Annotated in this window: 14 protein-coding genes and 1 pseudogene; 6 read left to right on the forward strand and 9 right to left on the reverse strand. The window is 74.2% G+C overall.

The features are described from left to right. Positions 1-58 precede the first annotated feature (58 nt). Positions 59-1,945, forward strand: a complete 1,887-nt coding sequence (locus ABD990_RS17915; RefSeq protein WP_345381704.1) for a sigma-54-dependent Fis family transcriptional regulator — start codon at positions 59-61, stop codon at positions 1,943-1,945. Positions 1,946-2,108: 163 nt separating this feature from the next. Here the strand turns inward: ABD990_RS17915 and ABD990_RS17920 are convergent, their stop codons facing one another. Together ABD990_RS17920 and ABD990_RS17925 are read right to left on the reverse strand one after the other, a co-directional pair. Beyond that, positions 2,109-2,996, reverse strand: a complete 888-nt coding sequence (locus tag ABD990_RS17920; protein WP_345381705.1) for an SCO6745 family protein — start codon at positions 2,994-2,996, stop codon at positions 2,109-2,111. Between the two features lie 55 nt (positions 2,997-3,051). Further along, positions 3,052-3,438, reverse strand: a complete 387-nt coding sequence (locus tag ABD990_RS17925; protein ID WP_345381706.1) for a winged helix-turn-helix transcriptional regulator — start codon at positions 3,436-3,438, stop codon at positions 3,052-3,054. A gap of 29 nt (positions 3,439-3,467) precedes the next feature. Here ABD990_RS17925 and ABD990_RS17930 point away from each other — a divergent pair, with 29 nt between their 5' ends. Continuing rightward, entirely contained in the window at positions 3,468-4,817 is a 1,350-nt protein-coding gene (locus ABD990_RS17930) for an MFS transporter (protein ID WP_345381707.1), read from the forward strand. A 70-nt stretch (positions 4,818-4,887) separates the two neighbouring features. Here the strand turns inward: ABD990_RS17930 and ABD990_RS17935 are convergent, their stop codons facing one another. From ABD990_RS17935 to pdxH, 5 genes are all read right to left on the reverse strand, one after another. After that, positions 4,888-5,799 (reverse strand): sunset domain-containing protein, encoded by a 912-nt coding sequence (locus tag ABD990_RS17935; protein WP_345381708.1) that lies wholly within the window; start codon positions 5,797-5,799, stop codon positions 4,888-4,890. 90 nt (positions 5,800-5,889) lie between these two features. Further along, a complete protein-coding gene (locus tag ABD990_RS17940) occupies positions 5,890-7,278 on the reverse strand; it encodes a cryptochrome/photolyase family protein (RefSeq protein WP_345381709.1) in 1,389 nt (462 codons plus the stop codon). A 161-nt stretch (positions 7,279-7,439) separates the two neighbouring features. Next, positions 7,440-8,747 (reverse strand): citrate synthase, encoded by a 1,308-nt coding sequence (locus ABD990_RS17945; RefSeq protein WP_345381710.1) that lies wholly within the window; start codon positions 8,745-8,747, stop codon positions 7,440-7,442. Between the two features lie 195 nt (positions 8,748-8,942). Then, positions 8,943-10,232, reverse strand: coding sequence for an MFS transporter (locus ABD990_RS17950; RefSeq protein WP_345381766.1), 1,290 nt, complete (start codon positions 10,230-10,232; stop codon positions 8,943-8,945). 437 nt (positions 10,233-10,669) lie between these two features. Continuing rightward, positions 10,670-11,323, reverse strand: coding sequence for a pyridoxamine 5'-phosphate oxidase (gene pdxH / locus ABD990_RS17955; protein ID WP_425569618.1), 654 nt, complete (start codon positions 11,321-11,323; stop codon positions 10,670-10,672). Between the two features lie 228 nt (positions 11,324-11,551). Between pdxH and ABD990_RS17960 the strand changes: the two genes are divergently transcribed. After that, on the forward strand, positions 11,552-12,673 hold the full coding sequence (locus tag ABD990_RS17960) for a citrate synthase 2 (protein WP_345381711.1): 1,122 nt from the start codon (positions 11,552-11,554) through the stop codon (positions 12,671-12,673). Between the two features lie 76 nt (positions 12,674-12,749). On the opposite strand, the gene ABD990_RS17965 is transcribed toward ABD990_RS17960, so the two are convergent. Then, complete coding sequence (locus ABD990_RS17965; RefSeq protein ID WP_345381712.1) at positions 12,750-14,051, reverse strand: MFS transporter; 1,302 nt, start codon at positions 14,049-14,051, stop codon at positions 12,750-12,752. Positions 14,052-14,122: 71 nt separating this feature from the next. On the opposite strand from ABD990_RS17965, the gene ABD990_RS17970 reads away from it, so the two are divergent. Next, complete coding sequence (locus tag ABD990_RS17970; RefSeq protein WP_345381713.1) at positions 14,123-15,079, forward strand: GlxA family transcriptional regulator; 957 nt, start codon at positions 14,123-14,125, stop codon at positions 15,077-15,079. Between the two features lie 5 nt (positions 15,080-15,084). On the opposite strand, the gene ABD990_RS17975 is transcribed toward ABD990_RS17970, so the two are convergent. Continuing rightward, a complete protein-coding gene (locus tag ABD990_RS17975) occupies positions 15,085-15,684 on the reverse strand; it encodes an LLM class flavin-dependent oxidoreductase (RefSeq protein ID WP_345381714.1) in 600 nt (199 codons plus the stop codon). A 220-nt stretch (positions 15,685-15,904) separates the two neighbouring features. On the opposite strand from ABD990_RS17975, the gene serC reads away from it, so the two are divergent. After that, positions 15,905-17,038: a phosphoserine transaminase gene (gene serC, locus ABD990_RS17980; RefSeq protein WP_345381715.1), complete on the forward strand. Its 1,134-nt coding sequence runs from the start codon at positions 15,905-15,907 to the stop codon at positions 17,036-17,038. 358 nt (positions 17,039-17,396) lie between these two features. Continuing rightward, positions 17,397-18,245 (forward strand): annotated as a pseudogene (sepH, locus tag ABD990_RS17985) (septation protein SepH); the annotation flags it as partial. Between the last annotated feature and the right edge of the window lie 222 nt (positions 18,246-18,467).

Below are 18,467 nucleotides of genomic sequence, written 5' to 3' on the forward strand. Positions count from 1 at the left end.
GGCCGATCCCGGCTGCGCCGCCACCGCGGACCACAGCTGCTCCGAGAAGGGCAACCGGTTGGTCGACCAGAACGAACACGCCATCCACCACGAGGCGCCGGACGACGAGGACGAGTCCGCGCGCCGCCGCCCCGTGCCCGTCCTGCCGGCGGTGGTCGGCCGCGCCGCCGAACGCGTGGCCGTGGCTCGCGAGGCCTTCCTCCACTTCGAGGACCCGGACCCCGCTCTGGTGCGCGCCCCGATCCTGGCGTCGTGGACGCGCTCGCGGCAGTTCTCGGTCCCGAGCGACCACCTCGAGCTGCCGTACGAGAGCGACGCCGAGCCGGACACCCCGCTGCTGCGGGCCGCCCGGCCCGTCATCGAGGACATCGCGGACCAGTTCGCCACCGAGCCGGTCAGCGTGATCCTCTGCGACGACGAGGGCGTGGTCATCGACCGGCGCACGGGCGACAGCGCGCTGCGCCGCCACCTGGACCGGATCTGGCTCGCCCCCGGGTTCAGCTACGCCGAGCAGTACGTCGGGACCAACGGCATCGGCACGGCCCTCGAGGGCCGGGCCCCCGCGCAGGTGTTCGGGCACGAGCACTACGTCGAGCACCTCGAGGACATGGCGTGCGCCGGCGTGCCGATCCACCATCCGGTCAACGGGAAGCTGCTCGGGGTGCTGGACCTGACCTGCTGGCGCAGCGAGGCCAGCGCGATGATGGCGGCGACCGCCGCGACGATCGCCCGGCGAATCGAGGAGACGCTGCTCGAGCAGTCCGGCCGCCGCGAGCTCACCCTCATGCACGACTACCTGTCCGCCTGCCGCCGCGGCCGCGGCGCCGTCTTCGCCGTCAGCGACGACCTGCTGATGATGAACGACCGGGCCCGCGAGCTGATCGACCCGTCCGACCAGGTGCCGCTGCTCGCCGAGGCCACGGACGCGATCCGCACCGGGCGTCGCCGCCAGCTGCTCGTCGACCTGCCCAGCGGCGCCACGGCGCGCGTGCAGTGCCGGCCGAGCTGGGCCGAGGGCGGGCTCTCCGGCGGGATCCTGCAGGTCCAGCTGGTGTCGCGGGCGCCGCTGCACGGCCGCCCGTCGACGCCGTCGATCACCACGGCCCTGCCGGCAGCCGTCGGGTCCGGGGCGCTGTGGACCAAGTGCGCCCAGGCCGTCGACCGGCACTTCCGGATGAACGAGTGGCTGGTCCTGGAGGGGGAGAAGGGGTCGGGGCGGACCACGCTGGCCCGCGCCACCCATCAGCTGCACTCCCCCGCGGGACACGTCCGGGTGCTCGACGCCGCGCACTGCGGCCCGCGGTGGATCGCCGAGGTGTCCGACGAGCTGCACACCGGTGGCGGAACGCTCGTCCTGCAGCACCTCGACGCGCTGTCCCCGCAGCACGCGCTGGCCCTGGCCGACGCGCTCGAGCCCTACCGCGAGTCGACGGACCCGGAGCGGCAGTGGGTCGTCGCCACCCGGTCGCGGACCTCCGAGCCGGACTCGCCCGAGCTCACCGAGCTGCTCGGCTGCTTCCCGCGCAGCATCGAGGTCCCGCCGCTGCGCCACCACATCGAGGACGTCGCCGAGCTGGTGCCGTACCTGCTCGCGCGGCTCACCCGGGGCGCGGACCTGCACTGCTCGCCCGAGGCCATGCGGGTGCTGATGCGCAACCGCTGGCCGGGCAACGTCGACCAGCTCTACCAGGTGCTGCGCAAGGTCGTCGCGCGCCGCCGCACCGGCACGATCCGGCCCGAGGACCTCCCGCCGGAGACCCGGGCGATCACCCGCCGGGTGCTCACGCCGCTCGAGGCGATCGAGTGCGACGCCATCGTCGACGCCCTGCTGGACACGGACGGCAACAAGGCCGAGGCCGCCCGGCGGCTGGGGATGTCGCGGGCCACGATCTACCGGAAGATCCGCGGCTACGGCATCACCATGCCGGACGGGTCGGAGGTCTGACGCTCCTGCGTGCCGGTCGGGCCGATGTCGGCGTCCCGGCCAGCCGGGTGTGCCGGCCGGGCGGCCCGCGGGTGTGCGGGCCGGCCGCTGTCGGGCGTGCGGCTCGGCCGCTGTCTGTCAGGCGGCCAGGCCGGGGGGCGGGCCGAGTCGGACGTGCGCCGGGTCAGCCGGCGAGGTCGTGCGGGCCGGAGGCCGGGTAACCCCGCGCCTCGCGGACGGCCCGGCCCCACGGACGCAGCAGGTCGACGAGGGTGTCGAGGTCCGCGCCGAGGGCCTGCACGATCGGCTCGCACGTCCGGTCGGTGGCGATCTCGACCTCCTCGCGCTCGGCCTGGCCCCGGTCGGTCAGCCCGCCGTCGGCGAGCAGCCCGCGGGCGACCAGCCGCTCCTCCGCGGCGTCGAGCTGGGCGGTGGTCCACGCCCGGGACCGCACGTAGCTGCGCAGCGGCACACCCCAGTACGGCTCGGTGAGCAGCCCGATCTCCGCCGCGTCGAAGCCGGCCGTGGTCCAGGCGGCGATGTGCGCGTCGCCGCGGTACTCGCGCAGCAGGTCCCCGAGGCGCCAGACGTCGGCCACCGGGTCCCCGGGCAGGCCGAGCGACAGCAGCCCCGCGAACAGCGCCTTCCCCTCCGGCCGCAGCGGTGCGACGGCCCGCTCCAGCAGGGCGCGGACCTGGTCGAGCCCCTCCGGCCGCTCGCCGAGGACCCGGACGAGCTGCGCGCGGGCCGCGTCCGTGCGCGCCGCGCAGATCGTCCCCGCGTCCGTGAGCGTCCAGCCGTAGGCCACGGCCGGCACGACGGCCTCGGGGTTGAACACGCCGAACGCCGACGCCACCACCTCGCCCGGCACCTGCCCGAGCACCGACCCCCGGCTGCAGAAGTAGGCCGGGCCGTCCGGCGCCGCGACGCCGCGGAGCGAGCGGGGGCTGCCCGCGAACCCGAGCTTCTCGTACGCCTCGTGGGCCTCGGGCGCGAAGTAGACCTGGCCGACGACGGGTTCGAGGGCGCCCGCCAGCCGCCGGGCGGGAGGGACCGTCACGCTGCCTGCCACTGCGCCTCCATCGGGTAGACCGGTGCCAGCTTAACGGACGTTCGGCCAGTTGTGGTCAGCGTGCCGAGGCGGCGTCGTACTCGGCGCGCGCGGCGTGGACGTAGGCCTGGTGGCGCTTCGCCCAGTCCGTGAGCAGCGAGAGCGTCTCGGTGAGCTCGCGGGCCGCCTCCGTGAGGCGGTACTTCACCTTGGGCGGGACGGTCGGGTGCACGGTCCGGGTCAGCAGCCCGTCCCGCTCGAGGTTGCGCAGGGTCAGCGTGAGCATCCGACGGCTGATGTCCGGGATGCCGCGCTCGAACTCGGTGAACCGGACGACGCCCTCCGCCCCGCAGAGCGTCAGCACCCCGATCGCCCATTTCCCGCTCACCCGGTCCAGCACCTCGTTCAGCGGGCAGATCTCCTGCACCGCCGCATGGGGCACATCGGTGTTCCTCCGGGACATGAAAGTGCCTTCTTCCCTGCTCGGCAACGGTGACGAAACATGACCTCCGTTACCGATCGTGCACCACGGGAGGCCACGAGACAGCCCTGGACACCCGGCGGGCGGGGGCGGGGGCACGGCTGGCACTGCTGGCCGCGACCCAGTTCCTCGTCGCCACCGACTTCGACATCGTCTTCGTGGCCCTGCCGAGCATCGGCCGCGACCTGGGGTTCGACGCCGAGGGGCTGCAATGGGTGGTCTCCGCCTACACCGTGGCGCTCGGCGGGTTGTTGCTGCTCGGCGGCCGGACCGCGGACCGGCTCGGGGCGCGGCGGGTGTTCGTCGCCGGGCTCGTGCTCTTCGGGCTGTCCTCGCTGGCAGGCGGGCTGGCGACGGCGCCGGCCTGGCTGGTCGGGGCGCGGGCGGTGCAGGGCGTCGGCGCCGCGCTGCTCACCCCGGCCACCTTGCGCCTGCTCGCCGTCGGGTTCGCCGAGGGGCCGGAGCGCAACCGGGCGTTCGCGGTGTGGGGCGTGGCGGGCAGCACCGGGGCGGCGGTCGGGGCGGCCGGTGGTGGGCTCCTGACCTCGGCCTTCGGCTGGGAGGCGGTGCTGCTGGTCAACGTGCCGGTCGCGCTGGCCGCGGCCGCGCTCGCGCCCGTGCTGCTGCCCGCCGACGGTCCGCGGGCTCGTGGCCCCTTCGACCTGCTCGGCGCCGGGCTGGCCACCGCGGGGTCGACGCTGCTGGTGCTCGGGACCGTCGACCGCTCCCTCGTGGCGGTGGCCGGGACGGGGGTACTGGCCGCGTTCCTGCTGGTCGAGCGCCGGGCGCCGGAGCCGCTGCTGCCGCGGGTGCCGCGGGCGCTGTTGGCACCCACCCTGGCCGTGCTGCTGTTCATGGGCGCGGTCGGGACGGCGTACTTCCTGATCACCACGCAGCTGCAGGAGGTCCTCGGCTTCACCGTGCTGCAGGCCGGGGCCGCGTTCCTGCCGCTCAGCGCGCTCAGCATGATCGGGGCGGGGTGGGTGTTCCCGTGGCTCGCGGCGCGCATCGGGACCGGCCGCACGCTCGTCGTCGGGATGGCGGGGTTGGGTGCGGCGCTGGCGGTGCTGGCCCTCGGGTTCGGCAGCTACGCGACGATGCTGCCCGGGTTCGCCTGGGCGCTCGTCGCCGGGATCGCCTTCCCCGCGGTGTTCCGGACGGCGGCCGCCGCGGTCCCCGAGGAGCGGCAGGGCGTGGCGGGGGCGCTGGTCTCGACGGCGCAGTACGTCGGCGGGGCGGTCGGGCTCGCGGTGCTGCTGGCGGCGACCGACACCGCGCTCGCCGCGGGTCTCGGCGCGGCCGCCCTGGCCCTGCTGGCGGCGGTGGTCGCAGCGGCGCTCGGGGCGGCGCGGGCGCGATGATCCACGTCCGGGCAGGGGAAGCGTCGACTTCCGAGGCTTTCCCTGCCCGGGCGTGGATCATGGACGCACTTCAGCTCCGGCGCGGCTTCGGCTTCCACTCGGTGAAGCCGGCGCGGGTGGCGTCCTCGGCGGTGCGGAACCACGCCGCGGCCTTCGTGCGGCCGAAGTAGGGGCTCGACGGCGAGTGGAAGAGCATCGAGGTCGCGTTGCCCTTGATCGTGAACTCGGGGCTCGGCGCGGAGCCGTCGGGCAGGGGGGCGGCGGAGCCGGGGCCGTAAGGGCCGTCGGGGACGGGCTCCTCCTGTCCCGGCGTCCCGGTGGGCTCGTCGGCCTGGGCCTCCTCGGTGCCCGGCTCCTCGGTGCCCGGCTCCTCGGTGGCCGCCTCCTCGGCGGGCGGCTCCTCAGCCTGCGCCTCCTCGGTGACTGGCTCCTCGGCAGCCGTCAGCTCGACCGCCGGCTGATCGGCGAGGCGCCCCTCGGCACGCGGCCCCTCGGCAGCTTCCTTCTCGGCAGTCGGTTGGTCGGCGGAGAGCCCCTCGGCACGCGGTCCCTCGGCAGCCTGCTTCTCGGCAACCGACTCGTCGGAAACGGGCTTCTCGGCCGCCGGCTCCTCGGTGACCGGCGTCTCGGCCCGCGACTCCTCGGCCCGCGGCTCCTCGGCGGCCGGGCGCTCGACCGCGGGTCCGGTCAGTGGGGTCTCGACGGCGGGCCGCAGGTCCCGTGGAGCACGACCGTTGGTGCCCGCCCCGTCGACCGGGGGCGAGCCGTTCACCCGCCCCGTCCCGTTGACCCCGCTCCCGACCGCCACCCGCTCCGGAGCCCGCGAGGGGGCCGCGACGGCCCGGGCCCACTCGTCGCCCACCGGCCGGCCCGCACCGGATCGGCGCCAGAACACCCAGGCGCCCGCACCCGCGGCTCCGGCCGCGCTCGCCGCCCCGAGCAGCAGGATCCCGCGTCGCCTGCGGTTCCGTCGGTCGGCCATTCCGGGCTCCCCTCGTCGGTGCCCGTCCACCCTAAGGTTCGCCTGATCGTCACGTGGACGCGCCCGGGCCCGACGACCCGATCGTGCCGCTCAGCCGCGCGCCTGCTTCACCTTCTCGTAGCGGGCGAGGGCCTCCTGCCGCTCGGCCTTGTGGTCGACGATCGGCTCGGGGTAGCCGGCCGGGACGCCGTCGGGCAGCGCCCACGGCTGGTGCACCGCCCTGCCCTCGATCCCGCGCAGCTCGGGCACGTACGTGCGGACGTAGTCCCCGTTCGGGTCGAACTTCTCCCCCTGCGTGGCCGGGTTGAACACCCGGAAGTACGGCGAGGGGTCCGTGCCGCTGCCCGCGGTCCACTGCCAGCCGTGCTGGTTGGAGGCCAGATCGCCGTCGACCAGCAGCTGCATGAAGTGCCGCGCGCCCCACCACCACGGCAGGTGCAGGTCCTTGACCAGGAACGACGCCACCACCATCCGCAGCCGGTTGTGCATCCAGGCCTCGGCGCGCAGCTGGCGCATACCGGCGTCGACGATCGGGTAGCCGGTGCGGCCCTCCTTCCACGCCTCGAAGTGGGCGTCGGCCTGCTTCCCGGTGGCGAGCGGGAGGGCGTCGAAGGCGCGGTCGTAGTTGCCCCGCGCCGAGTCGGGCCGCTGGAACAGGATGTCGGCGTAGAACTCCCGCCAGGCGAGCTCGGTGCGGTAGGTGTCGGCGCTCGCCGAGCGCTTGCGGGAGAGGTCGGCGAGCAGCGTGCGGGGGTGGACGCAGCCGTACTTCAGGTACACCGACATCCGCGAGGTGGCGGGGCGGTCCGGGCGGTTGCGGTCGTCGCCGTAGTGGTCGACCGCCTCGTCGAGGAAGTCCGCCCAGGTCTGCAGGGCCGCCTTCTCCCCGGGTTCGGGGATCCGGGCCTCGACGGCGACGTCGTCCGGGATCGCGACCGCCCGCGGCCCGCCCTTCTTCTCCGACGGGTCCGTCCAACGGACGGACGAGGCGGAGGTGTCCGCCGGTGTGCGCCAGCCGTGGTCGGTCCAGGCCCGGCGGAACGGGGTGAACACGCGGAAGGGCTCGCCGTCGGCCTTGCGCACCCGGCCCGGGGCGACGGCGTAGGGCGAGCCGGTGCGGACGAGCTCGCGGCCGGCGTCCGCCAGCGCCTTCTCGACGGCCTCGTCCCGGCGGTGCCCGTACGGCCCGAAGTCGGCGGCGACGTGCACGGCCGAGGCCCCGACGGACCCGGCGACCCGCGGCACGACGTCCGCCGGGTCACCCTTCACCACCAGTAGCCTTCCGCCGAGGGCCGCGTCGAGCTCCCGCAGGCAGCCGTAGAGGAAGGCGAGCCGGGCCCCGCCGCTGGGCCGGATCAGGGCCGGGTCGAGCACGAACAGGGCGAGCGCCTCGTCCGACGAGTCCGCCGCGGCCAGGAAGGTGGGCTGGTCACGGACCCGCAGGTCGCGCCGGAACCAGACGACGGAGCACTCGGGCATGCGCCGACGCTAGCGGCGCCCCAGGGAACCCGCGCGCCGAGTTCGGCTCCGCCATGCACCACACCGGAGCACGCCAGCCCGACGCAGCACCCCGAATGCACGAACGGCACTCTCGCTCACATCTAGTGAGCGAAAGCGCCGTTCGTGCTGTCGGAGCTGGGTCAGCGCGAGGACATCTCCTTGTAGTCCCGCTCGCCCGAGCCGGTGTACAGCTGGCGCGGGCGGCCGATCTTGTTCTGCGGGTCGGACATCATCTCGCGCCAGTGCGCGATCCAGCCCGGCAGCCGGCCGAGCGCGAAGAGGACCGTGAACATCTTGGTCGGGAAGCCCATGGCCCGGTAGATCACGCCGGTGTAGAAGTCGACGTTCGGGTACAGCTTGCGCTCGACGAAGTAGTCGTCCGCGAGGGCCTTCTCCTCGAGCTTCATGGCGATGTCGAGCAGCGGGTCCGTGACGCCGAGGGCCTTGAGCACCTCGTCGGCGTTCTGCTTGACGATCTTCGCGCGCGGGTCGTAGTTCTTGTAGACCCGGTGCCCGAAGCCCATCAGCTTCGCGCCCTTCTCCTTGTTCTTGACGCGCTCGACGAAGGCGTCGACGTTGCCGTCCTCGACCTCCTGGATGCGGGTCAGCATCTCGAGGACAGCCTGGTTGGCCCCGCCGTGCAGCGGGCCGAACAGCGCGTTCACGCCGGCGGAGATCGACGCGAAGAGGTTCGCCTGCGACGAGCCGACGAGCCGGACCGTCGACGTCGAACAGTTCTGCTCGTGGTCCGCGTGCAGGATGAGCAGGGTGTCGACGGCCTTGGCCATCACCGGGTCGACCTCGTACGGCTCGGCCGGGAAGCCGAAGGTCATCCGCAGGAAGTTCTCGACCAGGCCCAGCGAGTTGTCCGGGTAGAGGAACGGCTGGCCGACGGACTTCTTGTACGCGTACGCCGCGATGGTGAAGACCTTGGCCATCAGGCGGACCGTGGACAGCTCGACGGCCTTCTCGTCGAACGGGTCCAGCGAGTCCTGGTAGAAGGTGGACAGCGCCGACACGGCCGAGGACAGCACCGGCATCGGGTGCGCGTCCCGCGGGAAGCCGTCGAAGAAGCCCTTGAGGTCCTCGTGCAACAGCGTGTGCCGGCTGATGTCGGTGGTGAACTGGTCGAGCTGGGCCTGGGTGGGCAGCTCGCCGTAGATGAGCAGGTAGCTCACCTCGAGGAAGGTCGACCGTTCGGCGAGCTGGTCGATCGGGTACCCGCGGTACCTGAGGATGCCCGCGTCCCCGTCGATGTAGGTGATCGCCGAGGCACAGGCGGCCGTGCTGGTGAAGCCGGGGTCGAAGGTCGTCATCCCCGTCTTCGCGAGGAGCTTGCTGACGTCGACTGCCGAAGCACCCTCCGTCGGCGCCTTGATCGCCATCTCGTGCTCGCCGCCCGGGTACTGGAGGACAGCGGTGTCTGTTCCGGCGGACTCGTCAGCCATGTGGAGGTTCCCTCTCACACTCGTTTCTTCTGCGTTGGGCGCCACGCTAGTGCGCCGCCGCGCATCCGTACCGTTCGACGGATCCGCATCACGTCCCGGCGCGGTAAGGATCACTCCGCAGGACGCTTCTTACGGCGTTCGTGTCCATGGTCGACCCTGGCGGGCGGAACGGCATCCCCTGGCGTGCACCGGCGGTCATCGGCGGGCGTCGAGGGGAACGCGATAGTCCCAGAACTCGCGGAACCGGAACACCACCGCGACGGTCACGACCACGACCGCGAGCCCGCCGATCCAGGCGGCCGTCCCGGGTCCGACGGCCGCGGCGGCCGGCCCGTGCCAGAGGTCCGCCAACCGGGGCCCGCCGGCCACGACGACCGCGAACACCCCCTGCATCCGGCCGCGCATCTCGTCCGTGGCCACGGACTGCAGCATGGAGCTGCGGTACACCGAGCTGACCAGGTCGCCCGCGCCCGCCACCGCCAGCGCGATCACGGCGATCCACAGCGACGAGGTGAGCCCGAAGGCGGCGACGCCGAGGCCCCACACACAGATCGCGACGGTCACCGCGACGCCCTGCCGGGACACCCGCTGCAGCCAGCCGGAGAACAGCCCGCCCGCGACCATGCCGATCGGGATCGCCGCGAACAGCAGGCCCAGCGCGAGGCCGCCGCCGGGCGGGTCGCCGAACACCGTCTGGCTGATCTCCGGGAACACCACGCGCGGCATGCCGAAGCCCATCGCGATGACGTCGACCAGGAACGAGACCAGCAGGATCTTGTGCAGGGCGGCGTAGCGGAAGCCGTCGACGATCTGCCGCACGCCGGCCCTGGGCCGCTCCCCCGTGGCCTGCGGTGGCACCGCGGGCAGCCGGAACGTGGCCCAGATCGTGGCGAGCAGGAAGATCGCGTCGAGCAGGTAGAGCGTGCCCAGCCCGACGACCGGGATCAGCACGCCGGCCAGCAGCGGCCCGACGATCGCGCCGAGCTGCATCACCGTCATGTTCAGGGCGTTCGCCGCCGGGAGCTGGGCCGCGGGTATCAGGCGCGGGATGACGGCGGCCCGCGCCGGCTGGTTCATCGCCAGCATCGAGGACTGCAGCGCGAACAGGACCAGCACGACCCAGACGTTGCCGACCCCGCTCGCCGCGACCACCCACAGCGCGAGCGAGGTGATCGCGATGCCGGTGCCGGTCAGCAGCAGCATCCGCCGGCGGTCCACGGCATCGGCGATCGCGCCGCCCCACAGCCCGAAGACGACCAGCGGGACCAGCCCGAACGCGCCGGTCAGGCCGACGTAGGCCGACGAGTCCGTCATCGCGTAGATCTGCGTCGGCACGGCGACGACGGACATCTGCGCGCCGATGGTGGTGACGATGCCGGCGGTCCACAGCCGCCGGTAGGACGGCGTCCGCAGCGGCGTGGTGTCGGCGAAGGTGGAGCGCGCCAGGCCCGCGAGGCGGGTGCGGAGGGTGCGCCCCTCCGGCAGCTGCGCGGTGGTCGCGCCGGGATCGACCGGGACCCGGCGGGTGCCGCCGTGCGTGCCGCCGCGGGTCGGCCGGGTCGGCGCGTCCGGACCGGTGGTCAGACGCTCGGTGCTCGCGTCGGCCGGCCCGGGCGCCGGGACGGTGAAGGGGTCCGCCCGCGGGTCGTGGGCGGGACGGGTGGGCGGCTCCGGCGCCGGCCCGGGGGGCTCGGCGCGCAGCGGATCCGTGGGCTGGTCCGGGCCCGATCCCGGACGGGGGCGACTCACGTTTCCACAGGTACCACGCCCGTCCGACGATCGGCGCACCCCCGGCCCACCCCGGCGCGGCCGGAACCGGACGAGCCGCGCGAAGCGGGCGCCGAGGGGATGAGCGAGCGGCCCGTTCGCTCAGTAGGTGTGAGCGAACGCGCCGCTCGCTCAGCAGTCGGCGCCCGGCGCGGCTACGGCGCCAGCCGGACGACCTTCCAGGTGCGCGAGTCGCGGTCGCCCACGAACCGGAGCCGGTCGTGCATCCGGTTGGTGCGGCCCTGCCAGAACTCGACCTCGTCCGGCACGATCCGCCAGCCGCCCCAGTGCGGCGGCCGCGGGATGGCCTCGGTGTCGGCGAACCGCCGCTCGACGGCGGCCAGCGCGTCGTCGAGCACGCCCCGGTCGGCGACCACCGCGGACTGGGCCGACGCCCACGCCCCCAGCTGGGAGCCGCGGGGGCGGGTGGCCCAGTAGGCGTCGGCCTCGGCGTAGCTGGCCTGCTGGACCAGGCCCCGGACGTGCACCTGCCGGTGCAGCGCGTACCAGGGGAAGGTCGCGGACGCCTCGTGCGACTGGCGCAGGTCGCGGCTCTTCGCGGAGGTGAAGTTCGTGTAGAAGACCACGCCGCGCTCGTCGAGGCCCTTGCACAGCACGGTGCGGGACGACGGGCGGCCGTCCGGGTCCGCCGTGGCCAGCACCATCGCGTTGGGCTCGGGGACCCCGGCCGCGCCGGCCTCGGCCAGCCAGCGCGCCAGCTGCTCGTGCCAGGTCGGGGCGAGCTGGTCGACGTCGAACCCTCCGGCGCCGTAGTCGACCCGCATGGCGGCGAGCGTCAGTTCGGTCATGCGCACCTCCTCGTGGGGACCGACGGTATGTGGGCGGCCCGCCGCGGCGACACCCGCCGTTCGGGTCCGGTGACCGATCACACCCGGGCGGTCCGTTGTGCTCCGGCGCTGGTCGGAGGCAGGGTGACGGCGAACACGCGCGCGACCGGCGTGCGTAGCAGGGACACCGGCCGACGGCGCCACCCGGCGACGGCCGCCGGTGCGCGATCGACACGTGAGGAGACCCCGGTGTCCGAAGTTCCCCCGCCCCCGCCCGGCTTCAAGTCCGGTCTGGAGGGGCACGTCGCCTTCCGCACCGAGATCGCCGAACCCGACAAGGACGGCGGCGCGCTGCGGTACCGGGGCGTCGACATCGAGGACCTGGTCGGCCAGGTCACCTTCGGCAACGTCTGGGCGCTGCTGGTCGACGGCCGGTTCGGGCCGGGCCTGCCGCCCGCCGAGCCCTTCCCGATCCCGGTCCACACCGGCGACGTCCGCGTCGACGTGCAGGCCGCACTGGCCATGCTCGCCCCCCACTGGGGCTACCAGCCGCTGCTCGACACCTCGGTCGAGGAGGCCCGCGAGCAGCTCGCCCGGGCCTCGGTCATGGCCCTGTCCTACGTCGCCCAGTCCGCCCGCGGCATCGGCATCCCGGCCGTGCCGCAGTCCCGCGTGGACCAGGCCAAGACGATCACCGAGCGGTTCATGATCCGCTGGAAGGGCGACCCGGACCCCGCGCACGTCAAGGCGATCGACGCCTACTGGGTCTCGGCGGCGGAGCACGGCATGAACGCCTCGACCTTCACCGCGCGCGTCATCGCCTCCACCGGGGCCGACGTCGCGGCCTCGCTGTCCGGCGCCATCGGCGCCATGTCCGGCCCCCTGCACGGCGGTGCCCCCGCCCGCGTGCTGCCGATGATCGCCGAGGTCGAGAAGACCGGGGACCCGGAGGCGCTGGTCAAGGGCATCCTGGACCGCAAGGAGAAGCTCATGGGCTTCGGGCACCGGGTTTACCGGGCCGAGGACCCGCGGGCCCGGGTCCTGCGCCGCACCTGCCAGGAGCTCAATGCACCGCGCTATGAGGTGGCCGCCGCGCTGGAGCAGGCCGCGCTGCGGATCCTGCGCGAGCGCCGCCCCGACCACCCCATCGAGACGAACGTCGAGTTCTGGGCCGCGGTGATCCTGGACTTCGCCCAGGTGCCGCCGCACATGATGCCGGCGATGTTCACCAGCGCCCGGACCGCGGGCTGGTCGGCGCACATCCTGGAGCAGAAGCGGGAGAACAAGCTGGTCCGCCCGTCCGCCCAGTACATCGGCCCGGGCCCGCGCAAGCCGCAGGACGTCGAGGGCTACGACCTGCTCGTTCACTGACCCGACGGATGCACGAACGGCGCTCTCGCTCAGTAGGAGTGAGCGAGAGCGCCGTTGGTGCGGTTCAGGATCGGTGTCAGGCGGACCCGGGGACCGCGGCGGGGGTGCGGAGGCGGCGCACGGCCAGGCTGGCGACCGCGGCCAGGACGCAGAGCGCCGCGCCGCCGTACCACGCGGCGTCGTAGCTGCCGAGGGCGTCGCGGACGAGGCCGGCGGCCAGCGCCGCGGCGGCGGCGCCGAGCTGGTGGCTCGCGAACACCCAGCCGAACACGACCGGGGCCCGCGGCCCGAACCACTCGCGGCACAGCGCCATCGTCGGCGGCACGGTCGCGACCCAGTCCAGCCCGTAGAAGATCACGAAGGCGAAGATGCTGGCGTTCAGGTCGGCGCCGAACAGGGGCACGAGCAGCGCCAGTGACACCCCGCGGAGCAGGTAGTAGGCGCCCAGCAGGATCCGCGGGTCGAAGCGGTCGGTGAGCCAGCCGGACAGGACGGTCCCGGCCACGTCGAAGATCCCGACCAGCGCCAGCAGGCTCGCCGCGGTCGTCGCGGGCATGCCGTGGTCGTGCGCGGCGGGCACGAAGTGCGTCTGGATCAGCCCGTTCGTGGTGGCGCCGCAGACGAAGAACCCGGCCACGAGCAGCCAGAAGGTCCGCACCCGGGCGACCCGGACGAGGGTGCCGACGGCCAGCCGGGCGGCCCCGGACCGGATCGGCTCGACGACGTCCGCCTCGGTGCCGCCGTAGGGCAGCTCGCCGACGTCCGCGGGCCGGTTGCGCAGGAGCAGCAGCACGACCGGCACCACGACCAGCGCCGCCGCGGCCACCGTGAGCGACGCGACGCGCCACCCGGAGCTCTCGACGACGTGCGCGATCACGGGCAGGAAGATCAGCTGGCCGGTCGCGTTGGCCGCGGTGAGGATGCCGGTGACCAGGCCGCGGCGGGCCACGAACCAGCGCCCGACGACCGTCGCCACCAGGGCCATCGCCATCGACCCGGTGCCCAGCCCGACGACCACGCCCCAGAGCAGCACGAGCTGCCACGAGGCCGTCATGAACACGGTGCAGCCCGCGCCCACGGCCACCATCACCAGGGCGACCGACACCACCTGCCGCACGCCGAAGCGCTCCATGAGCGCGGCCGCGAACGGCGCGGTCAGCCCGAACAGCGCCAGGTTCACCGAGAGCGCGATCGAGATCTCCCCGATGGACCAGCCGAACTCGGCGTGCAGCGGCTCGACCATGACGCCGGGCGTGGACCGGAAGCCGGCCGCGCCGATGATGGCGAGGAAGGTCGCCGCCGCCGCCCACCACGCGGGGTGCACACGGCGGCGGCGGACGGGCGCCGGGACGTCGACGACTGGGCTGAGTTCACTCACGGGATGCAGCGTCACCGATCGACGCCGTCGATGGAAGTGGCCGGACGGCCACCCTGTGAAAGAATCCGGCCATGCACCGGGTCGTCGTGCTGGCCATGCCCACCGTCATCGCGTTCGAGCTGGGGCTGCCGCACAAGTTGATGGGCGGCGCCGTCGGGCCCGTCGGCGAACCGCTCTACGACGTCCGGGTGACGACACTCGACGGCGGGCCGGTCCGCACCTCCGCGGGCTACTCGGTGCTGCCCGAGCACGGGCCGGAGATCCTCGAGGAGGCCGACACGCTCGTCGTCCCCGGGCACCTCGAGGGCCCCTGGATGACGGACGGCGCGGTCGACCCGCGGATCGCGCGGGTGCTGCGCGGCGCGGACCGGGTGATGTCGATCTGCACCGGTGCCTTCGTGCTCGCCGCCGCCGGCCTGCTCGACGGGCGGCCCGCGACCACGCACTGGCGCTGGACCAACCGCTTCCGCCGGCTCTACCCGCAGGTCGCGCTGGACCCGGACGTCCTGTTCGTCGACGACGGCGCGGTCCTCACCTCGGCGGGCAACGCCGCGGGGATCGACCTGTGCCTGCACGTCGTCCGGCGGGACCACGGGGCCGAGGTGGCCGCCACGGTGGCGCGCCGGGCCGTCGTCGCCCCGTGGCGGGAGGGCGGGCAGTCGCAGTTCGTCGAGGCGCCGGTGCCGGAGGTGTCCGGCGCGGGCACCGCCGGCGCGCGGGCCTGGGCGCTCGACCACCTCGACGCCCCGATCGGGCTCGACGAGCTGGCCGGCCGGGCCGCAATGAGCGTGCGCACCTTCACCCGGCGCTTCCGGGCCGAGACCGGCGAGAGTCCCGGACGGTGGCTGACCACGCAGCGGGTGCACCGGGCGCGGCGGTTGCTGGAGACCACGGACCTGCCGGTCGAGCGGGTCGCCGAGCGCTGCGGGTTCGGCACCACGGTGTCGTTGCGCCAGCACCTGCACGCCGCGATCGGCATGTCGCCGCTGGCCTACCGGCGGATGTACCGGGCGCCGGCGGGCGCCTGACCCCCTCAGGCCACGCCGGCGAGCTCGAGCGCCCGCACGGCCTCGGCGAACTCGGTCAGCTCCCGGCCGACGTCCGAGCCCGTGGGGCGCAGCAGCAGCCCCGCCGGCCGCAACCCGGCGACGAGGCGGTGCAGGTCCGCACCCGGCGTCACCTCGACGACCGTGCGCAGGGCGGCCCCGCGCGGCGACCGCACGCCGAAGGTCATCGGCACGTACTCGGTCGCGCCCGGTCGGCCCAACCACGCCGGCACACCGCCGACGCCGTGCTCGCGCTGGAGCACCTCGCGGATCGCGGTGGCGTGCGCCTCGGGATCCCGGCCGGTGCCGCCCGGCAGTCCGACGACCAGCTCGGTCCGGCCCCGCGCCCGCGCGGCGAGGTCGGCGAGCGCGCCGGCGTCGGCCGCCGCCCGTCGCCAGTGCCCGCCGACCGCCAGGCCGATGCGGATCCGCGAGGTCCGCTCGGCCGCGACGGCGAGCGCCATGCCCGTGTCGGGGTAGCTGCGGGGCGCCTCGTGGCACCACGCCCGGGCGAAGCCGAGCTCCTCGGCCAGCGCGACGTGCTCGGGCGTCGCCACCCCGGTGGCGAGCGCGCAGTCGATCTCCATCTCGGTCCTTCCCGTCCCGTTCCGAACCGGTATCTCGATCGATCATGACGAGACGTTGCAGGTTCGCCCCGGACCGTGGGCCGCGTCGCCCGGACGGCCGTCGTACTGCGCCGGCCCGGTGACACGGACCTCACCCTCGTGGCCGGAACGACGCGGCCATCCTGCGTGCAGGGCGCACCCGGCACCCCACACGCGCCCGTGTCTTGCGACACTGGGGTACGTGACCGCGTCGACCAGCACCGACCTGCAGATCCCCGCCGACCTCCTCCCGGGCGACGGGCGGTTCGGTTGCGGACCGTCCAAGGTCCGCCCCGAGCAGCTCCGGGCGCTCGCGGACGCCGCGGACGTGATGGGCACCTCGCACCGGCAGAAGCCGGTGAAGTCGCTGGTCGGGCGCGTGCGCGCCGGCCTGCGCGAGCTGTTCTCGCTGCCCGGGGGCTACGAGGTCGTCCTCGGCGACGGCGGCTCCACGGCCTTCTGGGACGCCGCGGCGTTCGGGCTGGTCCGGGAGCGGTCGCTGCACCTGACCTACGGCGAGTTCTCCTCGAAGTTCGCCGACACCACCAAGGGTGCGCCGTTCCTCGCCGACCCGGTCATCGTGGCCGCCGAGCCGGGCAGCGCGCCCGAGCCGACCGCCGACCCGTCGTGCGACGTCCTGGCCTGGGCCCACAACGAGACCTCGACCGGCGTCGCGGTCCCGGTCGTCCGGCCGGAGTCCGCCATCGACGGCCAGCTCGTCGCGATCGACGCCACCTCGGGCGCCGGCGGCCTGCCCGTCGACATCACCCAGGCGGACGCCTACTACTTCGCGCCGCAGAAGGGCTTCGCCTCGGACGGCGGGCTCTGGATCGCGCTGCTCTCGCCGGCCGCGCTGGAGCGGGTCGCCGAGCTGGCCGCGGGCGACCGCTGGATCCCGCCGTTCCTGTCGCTGGCCACCGCCGTCGACAACTCGGTCAAGGACCAGACGTACAACACCCCGGCCGTCGCGACGCTGATCATGCTGGCCGACCAGATCGACTGGATGCTCGGCCTCGGCGGGCTCGACGGGTGTGTGGCGCGCACCAAGGAGTCGTCGACGCGGCTCTACTCCTGGGCGGAGAAGTCGGAGTACGCCACGCCGTTCGTGACCGACCCGGCTCACCGGTCCCAGGTCGTCGGGACGGTCGACTTCGCCGACTCGGTCGACGCCGCGGCCGTCGCGAAGATCCTGCGGGCGAACGGGATCGTCGACACCGAGCCGTACCGGAAGCTGGGCCGCAACCAGCTGCGGATCGGGATGTTCCCGGCGGTCGAGCCCGCGGACGTCGCCGCGCTGACGACCTGCATCGACTGGGTCGTCGAGCGGCTGGGCTGAGCGGAGCTCGCGGATCGAACACCTGCGCTGAGCGGAGCGCGGAGTATCGAGCCCGCGTACCTCGGGGCTCGGTAGCCCCCACCTCCTCGAACGGCCGGGTCGCCTCGCGCGACCCGGCCGTTTCGCACGTCCTGAGGTGACGGAACGTAGTCACATCAGTAACATGCGCCTCAGCTACACCGATGTCGGCACGACGTGCGACGGTACGGAGTGTCCACCGGCGCGAGAGGTCGCCGGTGCGGACCAGAAGGCCACGTCGAGGGCCGGAAGGGCGCACCGGCGCGCCTCACTCGTCGGACACGATTCGGCAACTACCGTCACCCGGACGGGGTCAGAGCGAGCGAGGGGGCCGGCGGATATGCGGGCGTTGCGGGTCGTCGGGATCACCGAGGACGGTTCGGTGGTCCTCGAGGACTCCGCGCGCCACGAACGTTTCACCGTGCCCGCCGACGAGCAGCTCCGGGCAGCCGCGCGAGGGGACCTGACCCGGCTCGGACAGATCGCGATCGAGTTGGAGAGCCAGTTGCGACCACGCGAGATCCAAGCCCGGATCCGGGCCGGGGCGTCCGTGGAACAGGTCGCCTCCGTCGCCGGGGTGCCCGTCCATAAGATCGAGCGCTTCGCCTATCCGGTGCTCCTCGAACGCGCCCGGACGGCCGAGCTGGCCCGCGCCGCGCACCCCGTCCGGGACGACGGGCCGGACGTGCGGACGCTCGCCGAGACCGTCGCGCACACCTTCGGGCTGCGCGGACAGGACCACACGGGCGCCGAGTGGGACAGCTGGAAGGGCGAGGACGGCAAGTGGGTCGTCGCCCTCGGATGGCGGTCCGGGCGCTCGGACATCCGGGCCCACTGGGTCTTCCAGCCGGGCGCGCACGGCGGCACGGTGATCGCGCTCGACGACCACGCCCGGGACCTCGTCGAGGGTCGCCCGCAGCAGCCGCTGCGACCCGTCGGCCCGGTGATCGACATGGCGCGGCCGGACGACTCCGCGGACGAGATGGCAGCCGATGAGGTCGTGCCCGCCGCGGTCAACGGCGACCCCCGCCGGATCGCCCCCGAGCAGCGGCGCGGCCCCCTGCCGTCGCCGCGCCGGGACCCGGTGCGCGGCGCACGTCCGGACGTGCGGTCCGAGCCGGCCGGACCACCGGCCCACCCGGCGACCCGCAGCACGGACACGCTCACCACGGACACCCGGACGGCGGAGGCCGGGCGGTCCGGCATCGTCGACTCCGGGTCGGTCGGGTCGGGGCACGTCGCCTCCGGGTTGGCCGGGGCGGGGTCCACCGGGTCGGGCTCCTCCGGGTCGGGCTCCTCCGGGTCGGGCTCCTCCGGGTCGGGCTCCTCCGGGTCGGGCTCCTCCGGGTCGGGCTCCTCCGGGTCGGGCTCCTCCGGGTCGGGCTCCTCCGGGTCGGGCTCCTCCGGGTCG

The sequence above is a fragment of the Pseudonocardia yuanmonensis genome (assembly GCF_039542425.1).
Classification (GTDB): Bacteria; Actinomycetota; Actinomycetes; order Mycobacteriales; family Pseudonocardiaceae; genus Pseudonocardia; species Pseudonocardia yuanmonensis.